Here is a 15,560-nt window from a genome sequence, read left to right on the forward strand (position 1 = left end):
CGTTCGCCATCGAATTGCCAGCGAGCCGACTACGTGCCCAACGTCGGCGAATTCTCCAGCAACGTACGCGTATACGCCGCCTTCGGCTGATCCAGCACATCATCCACCGCCCCCTGCTCCACCACCCTTCCCAACTTCAGCACCAACACCCGGTCAGCAATCGCGCGAACCACGCCGAGATCGTGGGTGACGAACAACAGGGTCAATCCTTCGATTTGCAATTGCCGCAACAGCGCCAGAATCGAGGCCTGCACCGACACGTCCAGCGCCGAGGTAATTTCATCGCAGATCAGCAGTTTCGGCTCACACACCAGCGCCCGGGCAATGGCCACGCGCTGGCGCTCGCCGCCGGACAGGCTGTGCGGATACAGATCGGCCACCGACGCCGGCAGCGACACACGCTTGAGCACCGCATCCACTCGCTGGCGCGCAACACTGCCCTTGATGCCGAAGAAGTGTTCCAGTGGCGCACTCAGGGTCTGGTAAACGGTCTGTCGCGGGTTCAGTGCCCGGTACGGGTTCTGAAAAATGTACTGAATCTGATGCCGTTGCCGCCCGTCACGCCGGCGGGCCGACAAGCTCAGCGGCACACCCGCATAGTGCAAGTCGCCCTCGGCGTTTTCCCCGAGCCCGGCGATGGCCCGGGCCAGGCTGGTCTTGCCGGAACCGGATTCGCCTACCAGTGCCAGGCATTCCCCTGCGGCCACCCGCAGAGAAACGTCGAACAACACCTGTCGATCGTAGGCCACGTTCAAGTCTTTGATCTCCAGCAGCGGCGCCCGCTCCACCGGCACATCGACAGCCGACACCGGCGCCTGGGCAACTAGCTGCAAGGCCTGAAGATGCGGATCGAGACACGCCACTCGCTGCGCGGAAGAAAGGTCGTGCAAGGCCGGCTCAGCCTGCGAGCACTCGGCGGTGCGACGCGAACACCGAGGCGCGAAAGCACAGCCGTGCGGTCGCTGCCCCGGTGCCGGGGCATGCCCCGGGATTGCCTGCAAATCGCGACGCTGCGCCACATCGGGAATTGCCGCCAGCAGGCCTCGGGTGTACGGATGAGCCGGCCGAGTGAACAACGCTTCACGGTCGGCGACTTCAACGATGCGCCCGGCATACATCACCATCACCCGGTCGACCAGGTCCTTGATCACCGCAAGGTCGTGGGACACATACACCGCCGCCACGCCGAGGCTTTTGCACAAGCGGCGCAAGGTCGCGAGGATGTGCGCCTGAGTGGTGACGTCCAGCGCCGTGGTCGGTTCATCGAGGACGATCAACTGCGGACGCAGGACAAACGCCAGCGCCAGCATCACCCGTTGCTGCTGCCCACCGGACAGTTGATGGGGGAAGCGCCGCAAAAACGCCGGATCGTCCGGCAAGCCAACATCACGCAAGGTATCGACAATGCGCTGCTGTTGCGCCGCACGATCCAGTTCAATCTGATGCGCACCGAGGGTTTCGCGCAGCAGACTGCCGATGCGCAGCGCCGGATTCAGCGCCGTCGCCGGGTCCTGCGCGACGTAGCCGATCAGGCTGCCACGGGCCCGCCGCAACGCTTCGCCCTCCAGTGTCAGCAGCGAATGGCCGGACACCTCGACCTGGCCGCCGACAATCCGTGCCCCGCGTCGGGCATGAGCAAGCAACGCGGTGGCCAGGGTCGTCTTGCCGGAGCCGGACTCGCCGACCAACCCCAGAATCTCGCCCGCCTCAAGGCTGAACGAAACCCCGGACAGCACATCAATCTGTCCCGCCAACTCGACCCGCAAATCCCGCACCTGCAGCACCCCGGCAGTGGTCACCGGCGGGCGGGACTCGATCCCGGCAATCGCATTCATGGCTGTTTTTCTCCGATCCGTGAACTGCTGCGGCCGATGCCTTCAGCGAGGATATTGGTGCCATAGGCGAAGATGCCGATTAGGATCGCCGGGGCCAACACCGCCCACGGCTGCACCAGCAAACCGGCCTGATTTTCATTGATCATCAGCCCCCAATCGGCGGTCGGCGGTGCCACGCCGTAGCCGAGAAAACTCAGGCCCGAGAGCATGCCGACGCCCCAGGTCAGCATGTTGCCGAAATGCACCAGCAGCGGCGTGAGGATGTTCGGCAGGATCTCCCTGAACAGAATCCGCCGCCGCGAGTAGCCCATCATCTGCGCGGCCTCGACGAACTCCTGCCCCGCCACCGCCACCGCACTGCCACGGGCCAGGCGGATCACACCGGGCGTGAAGGCGATGGCCACGGTCAACACGATCAACCACGGCGCACGGCCGAGCATGGAGACAATCAACAACACCAGAATCAGGTCGGGAAAGGCCAACGACACGTCAGCCAGCCAGGTAATCAACTGGTCGAGCCGGCGCCGGGAAAAACCCGCCAGCAACCCCAGGGTGCTACCAACCAACAGCGCAATCGAGGCCGCCGCCACCGACATCCACAACACCGAGAGGCCGCCACTGAGCAAGCGTGACACCACGTCGTGCCCGAGAAAGTCATAGCCCAGCAACGCCGCGCCAACCGGGGCGCCGTACACCGAACCGAGCATTTCCGTCGGGCTGTGCGGCGCCAGCCACGGGCCAGACAAGGCCAGTGTCACCACCAGCGCAGTGATCAGCGCGCCTTTGCGGGTTTGCGGTTCCGCCAGCCATACCTGCCAGCGCGAACGTCGGGAGTCAGTCATGTTTTACCTCTCAAGGCGCCTTGGATGGGGAACGTCGCCACCACGGCTGAATGCCCCGGCGGTTACGCTGAATCATGGTCACGCGGCGGGCGGTGCGCAGTTTCGGCGTGAGCAGCACGGTCAGCAGATCCGCGAGCAGGTTGATCAACACCACGCCGAGGGTGATCACCAGCACGATGGCCTGGACCATCGGCAAGTCGCGCATCTGGATCGCTGAATTCAACGAGGTGCCGATGCCGGGGTAACTGAAAATCACCTCGGCCAATAGCGCGCCGCCGATCAGCGTTCTCAGTGTCAACGCCACGCCTTGAATCGCCGGGATCAGTGCGTTGGGCAAGGTGTGGCGCCAGACAATGCGCCACTCGGGAATGCCGCGCAGGCGCGCAGCGATCACGTAATCGGACTCCAGCGCCTCGATCATCGAGGCCCGCACCATGCGCGTCAGGTACGGCAATGCCGACAGACTCAGGGCCAGCACCGGCAACACCAGGAACTGCAATTGGCGCAGCAGCGCCTTGTCCGGATCGAGGATCGACACCGCCGGCAGCAGGTCCATGTGCGGCATGGAAAACAGCAGCACCAGACCGATGGCCAACAGAAACCCCGGCGTGGCTTTAAGGAAGATCAGCAGCGACAGGCTCCAGCGATCCAGCCGACTGTCACGGCGCAACGCCAGGGAAACGCCGAGCAACAACGCCGCCGGCACTACCACCGCAATGACCCCGGAGAGCAGCGCCAGCGTGTAGCCGAAACGGCCGAACAGAATGCTGCCGACCGGCGCGTTGGAGTCGAGCGACACACCGAGTTCGCCGCTCAGGGCATGCCCGAGCCAGCGCAGGTACTGTTCGAGAATCGGCCGGTCCAGACCCAACTGGCGTTGCAAGGTGAGGATGCTTTCCAGCGGCGCGTCGGGGCCGAGAATCACCCGGGCCGGGTCCGAGGGCAGCGCCTGCGTGGCGATGAACACCACCAGACTGATGACCCACGCCGTCAGCAATCCGTAAGCCAGGCGCCCGACAAACCACGACAGCCAGGCTGGCGTGCGGGGTTCTTTGCAAGAAGGCTCAGGCATGGTTCACCCACAACTCATCAAAACGCCAAGAGGCAAATGTGGTCTGTTCAGGCTGCAAACCGCCGACACGCACCGATGCGGCGTCCAGCACATCGTTGAAGCCCCAGATCAACAAGCCACCGCGTTCGTGTTGAATGCCTTGCGCTTCGTGCACCAGCACTTTGCGTTGCTCAAGGTCGGGTTGCGCCAACGCCTGGCCGTACAGCGCACTGAAGCGTTCATCGTGGAAGTTGCTGCGGTTGTAGATGGCCTGTGGCGCATCGTTGTGCAGCGCCGACGCGAGAAAACCCCGGGCCGGTGTGGAGCTCGGCGACAGCAGCCAGTTTTCCCGTTGCGGACCGTTGAACACCGAGCCATCGACCTGAGTGACTTTGATCTCGACCCCGGCTTTTTTTGCCTGTTGTGCAAACACCAGCGCCGCGTTGACACCCGGTCCCGGCGTGGTGGTCAGCTCCACCCGCAGGTCGGTCTGCCCGGCCTGGCGCAACAGCGAACGCGCCTGTTCCAGGTCGTAGGGACGCTGGGCAATGTTGTGGTTGTAGGTGGGGTCGTGGGGCGAATACAGGTCGTTGGCGATGCGCCCGAAACCGTTGAGGCCGCGGTCCACCAACTCGCGACGGTCGGCCAACAGGCGGAACGCCTGGCGCACCCGCTGATCCTGAAACGGTGCCTTGGCCAGATTCAGATTGAACCCGGTGAACGAGGTGCTCGGCGACGCGTACAACCTCAGCCGTGAGTCTGCCTTGAGCAGTGCGCTGTGTTCGGCTTGCACGCCGCTGGCCACGTCAATCTGCCCGGCGCGCAGGGCGGCGGCGCGGGACACCTGATCCTTGAACTCGATGATCTCCAGTTCATCGGCATAGGGTTGGCCGGGTTTGTAGTAATTCTCGAAGCGTTGATAAAGCGAGCGCTGGCCGGGAATGAAACTCTTGAGTTTGTAAGGACCGGCGCCGACCGGGTTGCTGATGGGGTCGTAATCGGTGGGGACGATGCCGCCAAAACTGATCAGGGTTTCATCCAGCGGGTAAAAGCTCTGGCCTTCCTTGAAGCGGATCTCGATGGTGCGCGCATCCAGTTTGCGCAACGCATTGCGGTCGATCGCGCCCACCAGACCGGCAAACGGCGACGCCAGTTTCGGATCGGTCAGGCGCAGGATCGAGAACAGCATGTCATCGGCGCCGATGCTCTTGCCGTGATGGAACTCCAGGCCCGGTTTGATGCGAATGGTCCACGCGCTGGCGTCGGCGTTGGGTTCGGCAAACTCGGCCAGGGCCAGGCGCGTGCTGACGTCGGTGTTCCATTCCCAGAACTTGCTGTACAGCGCCCAGCCGCGAATGATCCCGCCGCCCACCGGTTTGTGCGCGTCGAGGTTGCCCGACTGATCGCCATCGATGATGCCGACCCGCAAGCGACCGCCGCGCACCGGGGTGCTGGACAACGCGGCCGCGCCGCTGACCTGTGCCCCGCTGTCGCATCCGCTGAGCAGGCTGCTGCCTAGCAACAGGCCGCCACTGACCGCCAGGCCATTGCCGAGAAACCGGCGACGGGAAAATTCGTTCATCGCTGTCTCCTCAGACTGTCTGGACCGCTGCCGCACGCTGCGGTGCCGGTGTGCTGACACCCAGTTTCGGCACCTCGAAACCGTGATCCAGATCGAGCAACGGGAACAGCAGATCAGCCACCCGGTGCGCTTCATCGATCAGCGGGAAACCGGACAGAATGAATGCCGATGTGCCCTGCGCTTCGTATTCGCGAATACGCTCGGCGACCTGCTCGGCGCTGCCTACCAGGTAAGTGCCGGCTGCCGGGCCGAGGATGTTGAAGCCGAACAGGCTCGGGCCGAGCCAGACGTTCGGGTAGATCTCCAGGTCCCGGGCCTTGGGCAAACGGCCGGCGCGAATGGCCTCGACGTTGCGCTGGATCTGCGGATCGTCGCTGTGGAAGGACTCCAGGGTTTCACCGGGCGACAATTGGCGTTCGATGGCCGTGCGCGCGGTTTGCAGCGAGGTACGTTGCAAGAGTTTCTCGGCGTGGGCCCAGGCCTCTTCCTCGGTTTCGCGAACGATGATTTGCAGGCGCGTACCGAAGGTCAGTTCACGGCCGATTTTCGCGGCTTCTGCTGCGACCTTGCGGAATTTCTCACCGAGTTTCGGCGGGGTGTTGGCGAAACTCAGGTACACGTCGAGCAATTGCACCGAATGCGCGACACCCGGCCCCGACGTGCCCGCGCCCCACAGTGGAATGCCAGGCTTTTGCTTCGGCGGATGCCAGCCCCCCAACGGATGATTCGCGGCAGCCGGTGAACGGGGGGCGAGTTTGACGTACTGGCCGTCGAACCCCGAGGTGTCCCCGGCGTAGAAGCTCTGGAACGCACGCCAGTATTCGAGGCTGAAGTCATAACGTTCGTCGTGGGGGTAATGCACGCCGAGGATGGCCAGGCCGGCGTCATTGCCGTTGACCACGTTGAACAGCAGGCGGCCGTTGGAGAATTGATCAAAGGTCAGCGCCCACTTGGCCAACACGGCTGGCGACAGTTCGCCGGGGTGTTGCGCGACCAGGAAGCGCAGGCGTTTCGTGGCGTCGATCAGCGCGGCCGAGACAGCGAGGCTTTCGTTGGGGCTGGAACCCAGCAGCGAACCGTAGTAACCGAGCCGGTCGCTGGCCACGGCGAGTTGTTTCAGATGTTCGAAATCGGTTGTCCAGCGGCCTTCGGGTTCCCAAGGATATGGCCCGTCGGGGGTGGTGAGGTACCAGAGAATTTTTACAGCCATGGGTGTGTTCCTTGAAATGTGTAACGACCTTTCAGCGCTGTAAACACGGTCTTTGTAGGAGCCGGCTTGCTGGCGATGGAGTCCGTTGAATCGACGCAAGGCTTCAGGCCCAATCGCCAGCAAGCCGGCTCCTACAGGAGAGGTATGCCGGCTGGGGAATCGGCGGGTTAGCTGCGGCGGTCGATGGCTGGCACCAGACCCAGCTCGGTGGCTTTGTCGTACAGGCCGCTCATTTTCCATTGCTGGGTCAACACGCCAGGGCCATAGGCGCGGGAGCCGCCGAGGGCGTCGGCGAGCAATTGCAGTTGCGCGCCCTCCTCCAGCAACAGGATGAATTCGGCAGTGGCGCGCAGGCCCTGTTTGCCCCACACGGTGGAGCCGCCGTTGGCTTCGAGAATCGCCAGGTTGAAGGGGTTTTCGGCAATCTTGTCGAGGATGAAATCGACCTCCGGCTGACGACGGTCGATGTACACCGGCAACTCCCGGGCGAGCTGATAACGCTGCACCGGCACGTAGTGGAACGGCAGCGTGCGGTGGGTTTGCGCCCAGGCGCCGAGGTACGGCGAGTGCACATGGGACACGGTGGTCACATCGGCATGTTGCTGGAACAGTTTGGTGTAACGCCCCAACCCGCCCTTGCCTTTGCCGTAGATCACCTTGCCTTCGAAGTCGGTGACCGTAGCTTGCAGCGGCTTGCGGTAATTCCACGGGCCTCCATAGTTCACCGACACCAGCAGTTCCTGGCCCGGTACGCGCTCAATGAAACCGACGGTGCCGTTGGCGGTGATGGTGTTGGTTTCACGGAACACGGTGAAGGCTTCTTCAGCCTCGATCAGCACCTTGTCGATGAAGTTCTTCAGTTCTTCGCTGATCAGTTGTTCGTTGATGAGTACGGTCATGGCAATTCTCCAGAGTCAGGCGCGGCGCTTGGCCAACAGTTCATGGGCGGCTTGCAACGGGCGCGGATCGACCCAGTCGGCGATGGAAAAATCGCGTTCGAGGAAGCCGTGCAGGTAAAGGAAGTCTTTCTGGGTATCGAGAAATTCCAGACGCTGTGCCGACAGGTCCGGCGCCAGCGTGGTGTGGAATTCACCGCGATAGGCTTCGGCGACACCGGCACTGCCGGCGCGGGTTTCTTCTTCGAGAATCGCGTTCAGTGCCTCGCGATTGTTCGCTGCCCAATCAGCGGCACTGAGGGTTTGCGCGAGAAAGCGCACGACCAGGTCGAAATGGTTGTCCAGCAGGCTCTGGTGGACCGTGATCGGGCGCGGCGTGCCATTGTTGATGCGATAACGCGGCTCGGCGATCAGGTCGAGGTCAATGCCCACCACCAGCCCGAGACGCCGTGCAGCATCGGCGGCGGACGCGCCTTTGACGTACACCGCGTCGACTTCACCGCGCACCAGGTAATCGAGGCCCGACCACAGGCGCTGTAAACCTTCCTGAGGATTCGCCGCCTGCTCCTGGTTTTGCAGCGCCACTTCCACCAGTTCGACGTCATCGAAGCCCAGCCCCGCCAAGCTCAACGCGCCTTTGTAGCCGTGCAGGCTCATGGCCCGAGCGATACTGCCGGGGCGGGTTTCACCCCAGGCCGGCAGCGCCAGACGCTTGCCTTTGAGGTCTTGCGGACGACGAATGCCGGAGTCCGGGCGAACCAGGATGGTTTGCCACTCTTCGATCCAGGTCAGGCCGATCAGGCGGCTCGGCGCACCAGCGGCGCGTGCCGCCAGGGCCGGTACGTTGCCGCCTTCGCGAAACAGGCCCGGCAACTCGTGATCGTAGTGGTGATGCCCAAGCTGCCGGGCCTCCTGCAAGGTCGACACCGGCAGGCCGTCAGCGGCGAATTCTTCGCTGAGCCAACCGAGTTTGTAGGCGATGCCGGAAGCGGTCGGCACCGGGCAACGGGTGAACCAGATCTGCTCCAGTTCAGCCGGGGCAGCGGGTCGGGATTGTTTGGCAGCAAGCGTCATGGGCAGCTCCGTGGTTGGGCAAGTGTCTGTTGCCAGAGCTATTGCAGCGCCCGTGCCAAGAGCTGAAACGCCCGGGTTACGGGGCTTTACGCCGGGCACCGAGCAAACAACCGACGTTGATTGCTGGCCTGCCAGCAGCATTGCGCGGTGACTGCTGCTGGCCGAGCAGTCGCCTCCCCGGCATTGCTTCCCCAGCAACACCACCCCGCCCAACCCCTTGCCGGACGGGCGTTCCAGCCCTTGGCGCAGAACTTGCTCAAGGCCCTTCAACGCCCGTGAAACACCGATCCCCCTTGTAGGAGCCGGCTTGCTGGCGATGGCGGTGCATCAGGCGACATCAATGTTGTTTGATCCGCCGCCATCGCCAGCAAGCCGGCTCCTACAGGGGGGCGCAGGTTTCACGGCCATCATCAGATCAATGATCAGAGGTACAGCAATGAGCAAGGTCGAACACAACCCCGCCGGACAACTGATACAAGAACAGGCGCCGATCCGCCTGCTGGACAGCGAGGCTCAAGCCATCGCCGTGGCCAGGGACATCGCCCGGGAGATTGCCGAGATCGCCGCCGACGCCAGTCAGAACGGCCAACTGCCACGGCGTCAGGCGCAATTGTTGTCGGAGAGCGGCTTGACCGCCATTGGCGTGCCCAAGGCGTTTGGCGGCCTCGGCGCCTCGGTGGAAACCATCGTCGAAACCGTGCGCCTCATCTCGGTAGCCGACGGCGGCGTCGGTCAGTTGCTGCAAATCCACAACGTCATGCTGCGAGGGATTTTTACCGGGTATTCCGACGAGATTCGCGACCGACTGATTCGCGATGTACTAGCCGGCAAGCGTTTCGGCAATGCCCTGGCGGAAGTCGGCGGCAAGAACAAATTCGCCCTCAAGACCCGCGTCGAACGCCGCGCCGACGGCAAGTTGATCCTCAATGGCAGCAAGTTCTACTCCACGGGTTCTTACCTGGCCGAGTGGATTTCCCTGACCGCCGCCAGCGATGACGGCGGTGCCGGGGTGCTGCTCAATCGCAACACACCGGGCCTGACGCTGGTGGATGACTGGGAAGCGTTCGGCCAGAAAAACTCGGTCAGCGGCACAGTGATTTTCGACAACATCGAACTCGACGAAGGTTTTGTCTCCCAGCGCAAAGGGCCGATGAAACGCACCGGGTTGACCTTCCCGCAGATCCTCCACGCGGCCATCGATACCGGCATTGCCGAAGGTGCGCTGTCGGCTGCGGTGGACTACCTGAATCACAATGCGCGGCCGTGGGTGGAAAGCGGCGTCGATCACGCCAATCAGGAGCCGCACATCATCAAGCAGATCGGCGAATACGCCGTGGCCCTGCGCGGTGCGCAATCGCTGCTGCGCGACGCGGCGCGGGTGTTCGATCAGCACGAACTGGACCCGGACAACAAGGAACTGCAGGACGAGCTGATTCTGTCGGTGGCCACCGCCCGCGCCCACTCCGATGCAGCGTCGCTGAAAATCTCCAGCGACATCTTCTCCCTGCTCGGCGCCAGTTCCTCACTGAGCAAATGGAACCTCGACCGCTTCTGGCGCAACGCAAGGGTCCACACCACCCACGACCCGATCCGCTGGCGCCTGCACCACGTCGGCAACTACTACCTCAACGGCGTCGACCCCGGCGAATACACCGCGATTCTCAACGTCAAGGAAAAACAGGGCGCGACCAGCCCCGGACGGTGATCCCCCAGACACCGCCTCCCCTTGTAGGAGCCGGCTTGCTGGCGATGGCGTCCTCGAAATCGATGCAAATCCAATGGCCTCATCGCCAGCAAGCCGGCTCCTACAGGTTCGGCGTTCCACCTGAACAAATACGAAACCCTGTAGGAGCTGGCTTGCCGGCGATGGCGTCCTCGAAATCGATGCAAATTCAAAGGCCCCATCGCCGGCAACCTGATCGTGTCCGCACACCACACAGAGCTTTTTCATGATCGAAAAACATCCTCTCTTGCGCAGCCTGGCGATTTACCGGGAAATGCCCTGGCGCTTCGCCCTGGTGGCGGCGTTGTACATCGCGGTGAACCTCGGGCTGGTCTGGCAGCAATGGCTGATCGGCCACGCCGTCAACGACGTCAGCCCCGGCCGCGCGGTTGTCCGGCAAGCCGATGGCAGTCTCGACGCCAGCCTGGGCTGGTACTGGTTGTGGCTGATGCTCGCCGTGGCGTTCGGCCGTGGCGTCTTGCAATACGCCGCCAGCGTGCTGTCGCTGGTGCTCAGCCAGGAACTGCTGACGCGCCTGCGCGAGCGCATCCTGCAGCAGGTGCAAACCCTGCACCTGGGTTATCACTGGCAGCACGGTATGGGTGAAATGATCACCCGCACCACCCGCGATGCCGACAAGGTACGCGATGCGCTGATCAGCTTCTGGCGCCAGGTGGTGGAAACCCCGCTGGTGGTGCTGGCCACCGTCGGCCTGCTGAGCTGGTACAACCCGCTGCTGGGGTTGGTGCCGCTGTTGCTGACAGTGTTCGGCCTGTGGATTTTCGTGCGTCAGACCGAACGTCTGGTCAGCCTCGACCGCGCCGTCGGCGAGGCCTACGACCGGGTCAATCAGGACCTCAGTGAAGGCATCGGCGGCGTGAGGGTGATCAAATCGTTTGGTCTGGAACACAGCCGCATCCAGCGTTTCGCCGGGCAGGTGGCGGTGTTCGCCGAGCACGCCCGCCAGGCCCTCGCCTATTCCAGTTCGCGGATTCCGTTGCCTCAAGCGGTCGTCGCGCTGGGGCATGTGTGGATCCTGGTGTACGGCGCGCACCTGGTGGCCACCGCGCAATTGGGCATCGGTGAACTGGTGACCTCGCTGCTGATCGCTACCACCCTGGTGTTTCGCATCGAAGGCATTGGCCGGGTGATGCAGACCTTCGCCGACGCACGCTCCAGCGCCGAACGGATCTGGCAACTGCTGGATGAGCCTGCGGCGATCCGCAGCGGCAACGCCACCCTGCCCGATACGCCGCTGGGGCTGAAACTGGAACACGTCAACGTCAGCGCACCGGGTGGCGGCCTGGACATTCTTCATGAATGCTCGCTGACCGTGCAGCCCGGCGAAATCGTCGCGCTCGTCGGCGCCACCGGCACTGGCAAGAGCCTGTTGGCGAGTCTGCTGCCACGCCTCAGCGACATCAGTTCCGGGCGTCTGCTGATCGGTTCGGACAGCGCCGGCTGGCAAGACATTCGCCAGTTGAACCTCGACGAATTGCGGCGCCGGGTGCACGTAGTGCCACAGGAAAGCTTCCTGTTTTCCGACACCCTGGCGGCTAACCTGCGCCTGACCGCACCCGACGCCAGCGATCAACAACTGCGTCACGGTTTGCGCCTGGCCGCCGCCGAAGACGTGCTGGAACGCCTGCCGCACGGCCTGGCCACGCCACTGGGGGATCGCGGCGTGACTTTGTCCGGCGGCCAGCGCCAGCGTCTGAGCCTGGCTCGCGCACTACTTGGCGAACCGGACATTCTGTGCCTGGACGACGCCACCAGCGCGCTGGATGCGATCAGTGAGCGCCAGGTGCTGAACAACATTCGCCAGCTGCGCCGCGATCAGGGCCGGGCCACCACATTGCTGGTGATCTCCAGCAAACTCTCGACCATCCTCCTGGCGGACCGCGTGCTGATGCTGCAGGACGGAAAAATCGCCGCCAACGGCACCCACGAAGCCTTACTCAAAACCCATCCGGACTACCGCGACCTGCTAGGGATCGACCATGGCTAACCCAATCGCCGGCAAGGCCTTGAGCGATATCGAAATCGAAGAAATGCTCGCCCGCAAGGCCCTCGACCGCAGCATGTTCAGTCGGCTGTTGCCGCTGCTGAAACCGATTCGCCGGCACATTGTCGGCGTCATCGGCATTGAACTGCTGCTGGTGTTCACGGTGTTTCTGCGGCCGTGGTTTGTCCGTGAATTGCTCGACCGCGGGCTGATTCAACAGAACGATCACTGGCTGCTGGACGAACGCCTGGTGCTGTGGCTAGGCCTCGGATTGGCGGCCAGTTGGCTCGGGCGTTTCCTGCTCGCCGGTGTCTCGCAGTTTGTCGCGGGCAGCGCGGCGATTCGCGTGCTCAATGACCTGCGGGTGCGCGTATTTGCCCACGTGCAGAGTTTGAGTGTCAGCTACTTCGACCGGACCAAGGCCGGGCGGATCATTTCTCGCGCCGACCGCGATGTCGACGCCCTCGAACCGCTGCTGATTCAAGGCCCGCCCGAACTGCTGGGCGCGTTGCTACGCTGTGGCCTGGCTTCGGTGATGTTGTGGCGGATCGACCCGCGATTCTTTCTCAGTCTCGCCGCCACGGTGCCGTTGCTGGTGTTGGCGACCTGGAGTTTCAAACGCATTTCCCAACGCAACTGGGCCAAAGTCGCGGAAAACCGCAGCCGTTTCACCGCGCATCTGGTGGAGAGCGTCAGCGGCGCACGCATGTTGCAGCAATGCGCCCAGCAAGCGCCCAACCTGCGGCGCTATCGCGGCTTGCTGGATGATTTCAATCAGGCGCTGATTCGCGGCAGCCTGCGATCCAGCTGGTTTGCGCCGTTCACCGCGCTGCTCAGTTCCGCCGGTATGGCGGTGCTGTTGCTGGTGGGCGCCTATGGTCTAGCGCAGGCGGATGTCACCGTGGGCCAGGTCGCGGAAAGCCTGTTTTATGTGTTTCTGTTTCTAGGGCCGTTGCAGGAACTGTCGGACCTGTTCGAGCGTTACGCCACAGGCTCGGCCTCGGCGCAGCGGATCTTTTTGCTGCTGGACACGCGCCCGGAGATCAGCGACAGCACCACCCCGCAACGCCTGGACAAGGCCCGCGGCGAAGTCAGTTTTGAGCGGGTGCGGTTTGCCTACGATGCCGGCAGTTCTTCACCGGTGATCAACGACCTCGACCTGCAGATTCCGGCCGGAGAAGTGCTGGCGATCGTCGGCCCCTCGGGCCATGGCAAGAGCACGCTGGTGCAATTGCTGACACGCTTTTATGAGGTGCAGTCGGGGTCGGTGAAACTCGATGGCGTAGACATCCGCGACCTCACCCAGCATGAACTGCGGCGCAACGTTGGCGTGGTGCTGCAGGACAATGTGCTGTTCAGCGGCAGCATCCTCGACAACCTGCGCCTCGCCGCGCCCCAGGCGGACGATGCCCGGCTGATTGCTGCTGCCCGGGAGCTGGGAGCGGACGAAGTGCTGGAACGCCTGCCGCATCAGTACCAGACCGAAGTCGGGCCGCTGGGCGGGCACTTGAGCCACGGCCAGCGGCAATTGGTGTGCCTGGTGCGCGCCTACCTCGCGGACCCGGCAGTGCTGGTGCTGGACGAAGCGACTTCGGCGGTCGACATCCACACCGAGCGGCGCATTCAGCGCGCGTTCCGCCGCCTGTGCGAGGGCCGCACCGCGATCATCATCGCCCACCGCCTGGCAACCATTCGCGATGCCGACCGCATTGCGGTGATCCGCCATGGCCGCCTGGTCGAACAAGGGCCGCACAGCCAATTGATCGATCAGGGCGGCGCCTATGCGGCGTTGTACCAGACCTATCTGCGCAGCGCCGAAGCGGGTGCATCGATTGACGATATCGTCGCCATCGCACCGGCATGATCAAGACCGCCATCGCCGGCAAGCCGGCTCCTACAGGTTATCGCTGACCTTGTAGGAGCTGGCTTGCCAGCGATGGCGATCTGTAAAACACCACAAAACCCTCTGCTGCACCCCGAACAACCATTGCTGACAGACTGCTGCTACAGCAGCACCTCCCACCGCCAATACCGCTTCTCCCCCCGTCAAACGCCCGCCCCCGCTGACCCTAACCCACCCCGCCGACCATGGCATGTCCGTTGCAACCACCCCTGCCAAGGCGTCCTCGCACCTGCGCGACGCAACGCGTACTTGAATCAGGAGCATCCCATGAGCACTGAATTTTTCTGGCGTCTGCCGCTGGGCACCGATGGTCCGCAACTGACCACCGACAAACACAATCGTGGCAATCCGGAGTATCGACCGGGCAACATCGCACCGGGGCGCTTGCCCAACGGCGAACCGGATGATTTCACTTACATCGACTACATCGCCCAGGTCGCGAAAGCGGCAGAACTGGCCGGGTTTGAAGGCGCCCTGCTGCCCACCGGCCCGGAGCCGTGGATTGCCGCAGCGGCCCTCGCCCGGGAAACCCGCCGGATCAAATTCCTGATCGCCTTCCAGGCCACCTGGACCTTGCCTGCCTATGCCGCGCAACAAGCGGCCATCCTGCAAAACCTCAGTCGCGGCCGTCTGGAGTGGAACATCATCACCGGCGGTAACCCGGCCAGTCAGCGGGCCAACGGTGACTTCCTCGAACACGACCTGCGCTACAAGCGCACCGGTGAATTCCTCGACATCATCCAGGGTCTTTGGCAGAACGAACGCTTCTCCTACGACGGCGATATCTACCAACTGGAGAACGGCGCCCTGCCCCATGGTTTGCAAAACGAACGCAAACCCGGCGTGTATTTCTCCGGTTTTTCCGATGCCGCGCTGGATGTCGCCGCCAAACATGCCGACGTTTACCTGAACTGGGCCGAGCCGATCGACAAACTCAAGCCGCACATCGAGCGGGTCCGCGAACTGGCGGACAAACAAGGTCGCAGCGTGCGCTTCGGACTGCGCGTCGACCTCTTCGCCCGCGAAACCGAAGAGCAGGCCTGGAAAGATCTGCGCCGCCAGTTCGACAAGCTCGAAGGCAAGAGCAGCGTAGTAGCCAAAGGCTTTACCAGCGGTTCCGACTCGGTCGGCGGCGCACGGCAAACGGCTTACCACCAGAACGTCGATCGCTTTGATGACCTGATCATTGGCCCGAACCTGTGGGCCGGTTTCGCCAAGGCCAAACCCGGGCCGACCGTGGGCCTGGTGGGCAGTCACCAGAACATCGCCGAACGCCTGTCGGAATACCGCGACGCCGGTTTCTCGACCTTCATCCTCGCCGGCAATCCGCACCTGGAAGAAGCCCTGCGCATAGGGCAGGAAGTGCTGCCGCTGGTGCACCAGCGCCCTGTCGCCCAACCGCAAACTCACTTGAAGGCCAGCGCCTGAGCGCGGCGGGA

11 protein-coding genes are annotated in these 15,560 nt (G+C 63.4%); 4 read left to right on the forward strand and 7 right to left on the reverse strand.

Annotated elements, in window-relative coordinates:
* Positions 1-29 precede the first annotated feature (29 nt).
* From ACYZUC_RS06925 to ACYZUC_RS06955, 7 genes are all read right to left on the reverse strand, one after another.
* On the reverse strand, positions 30-1,835 hold the full coding sequence (locus ACYZUC_RS06925) for a dipeptide ABC transporter ATP-binding protein (RefSeq protein ID WP_461994575.1): 1,806 nt from the start codon (positions 1,833-1,835) through the stop codon (positions 30-32).
* Positions 1,832-2,677 (reverse strand): ABC transporter permease, encoded by an 846-nt coding sequence (locus ACYZUC_RS06930; protein ID WP_461994577.1) that lies wholly within the window; start codon positions 2,675-2,677, stop codon positions 1,832-1,834. Before ACYZUC_RS06930 ends, ACYZUC_RS06925 begins: the two co-directional genes overlap by 4 nt.
* Positions 2,678-2,687: 10 nt before the next feature.
* The gene (locus tag ACYZUC_RS06935; protein WP_461994579.1) at positions 2,688-3,749 is read right to left on the reverse strand and encodes an ABC transporter permease; all 1,062 of its coding nucleotides are present in this window, start codon (positions 3,747-3,749) and stop codon (positions 2,688-2,690) included.
* Complete coding sequence (locus ACYZUC_RS06940) at positions 3,742-5,310, reverse strand: ABC transporter substrate-binding protein (protein WP_461994581.1); 1,569 nt, start codon at positions 5,308-5,310, stop codon at positions 3,742-3,744. Before ACYZUC_RS06940 ends, ACYZUC_RS06935 begins: the two co-directional genes overlap by 8 nt.
* Positions 5,311-5,320: 10 nt before the next feature.
* Positions 5,321-6,520 (reverse strand): LLM class flavin-dependent oxidoreductase, encoded by a 1,200-nt coding sequence (locus ACYZUC_RS06945; protein ID WP_461994583.1) that lies wholly within the window; start codon positions 6,518-6,520, stop codon positions 5,321-5,323.
* Between the two features lie 167 nt (positions 6,521-6,687).
* Positions 6,688-7,419 carry a class II aldolase/adducin family protein gene (locus tag ACYZUC_RS06950; protein WP_207286626.1) on the reverse strand — a complete coding sequence of 244 codons (732 nt, stop codon included), beginning with the start codon at positions 7,417-7,419 and terminating at the stop codon, positions 6,688-6,690.
* Positions 7,420-7,434: 15 nt separating this feature from the next.
* Positions 7,435-8,490 carry an ABC transporter substrate-binding protein gene (locus tag ACYZUC_RS06955; protein WP_192229260.1) on the reverse strand — a complete coding sequence of 352 codons (1,056 nt, stop codon included), beginning with the start codon at positions 8,488-8,490 and terminating at the stop codon, positions 7,435-7,437.
* A gap of 436 nt (positions 8,491-8,926) precedes the next feature.
* Here ACYZUC_RS06955 and ACYZUC_RS06960 point away from each other — a divergent pair, with 436 nt between their 5' ends.
* From ACYZUC_RS06960 to ACYZUC_RS06975, 4 genes are all read left to right on the forward strand, one after another.
* On the forward strand, positions 8,927-10,195 hold the full coding sequence (locus ACYZUC_RS06960; protein WP_461994585.1) for an acyl-CoA dehydrogenase family protein: 1,269 nt from the start codon (positions 8,927-8,929) through the stop codon (positions 10,193-10,195).
* A gap of 244 nt (positions 10,196-10,439) precedes the next feature.
* The gene (locus ACYZUC_RS06965) at positions 10,440-12,221 is read left to right on the forward strand and encodes an ABC transporter ATP-binding protein (protein WP_461994587.1); all 1,782 of its coding nucleotides are present in this window, start codon (positions 10,440-10,442) and stop codon (positions 12,219-12,221) included.
* The gene (locus ACYZUC_RS06970; protein ID WP_461994589.1) at positions 12,214-14,082 is read left to right on the forward strand and encodes an ABC transporter ATP-binding protein; all 1,869 of its coding nucleotides are present in this window, start codon (positions 12,214-12,216) and stop codon (positions 14,080-14,082) included. Before ACYZUC_RS06965 ends, ACYZUC_RS06970 begins: the two co-directional genes overlap by 8 nt.
* Positions 14,083-14,388: 306 nt before the next feature.
* Positions 14,389-15,549 (forward strand): LLM class flavin-dependent oxidoreductase, encoded by a 1,161-nt coding sequence (locus ACYZUC_RS06975; RefSeq protein ID WP_461994591.1) that lies wholly within the window; start codon positions 14,389-14,391, stop codon positions 15,547-15,549.
* Positions 15,550-15,560: the final 11 nt, after the last annotated feature.

The sequence above is a fragment of the Pseudomonas sp. GT1P32 genome (assembly GCF_054897805.1).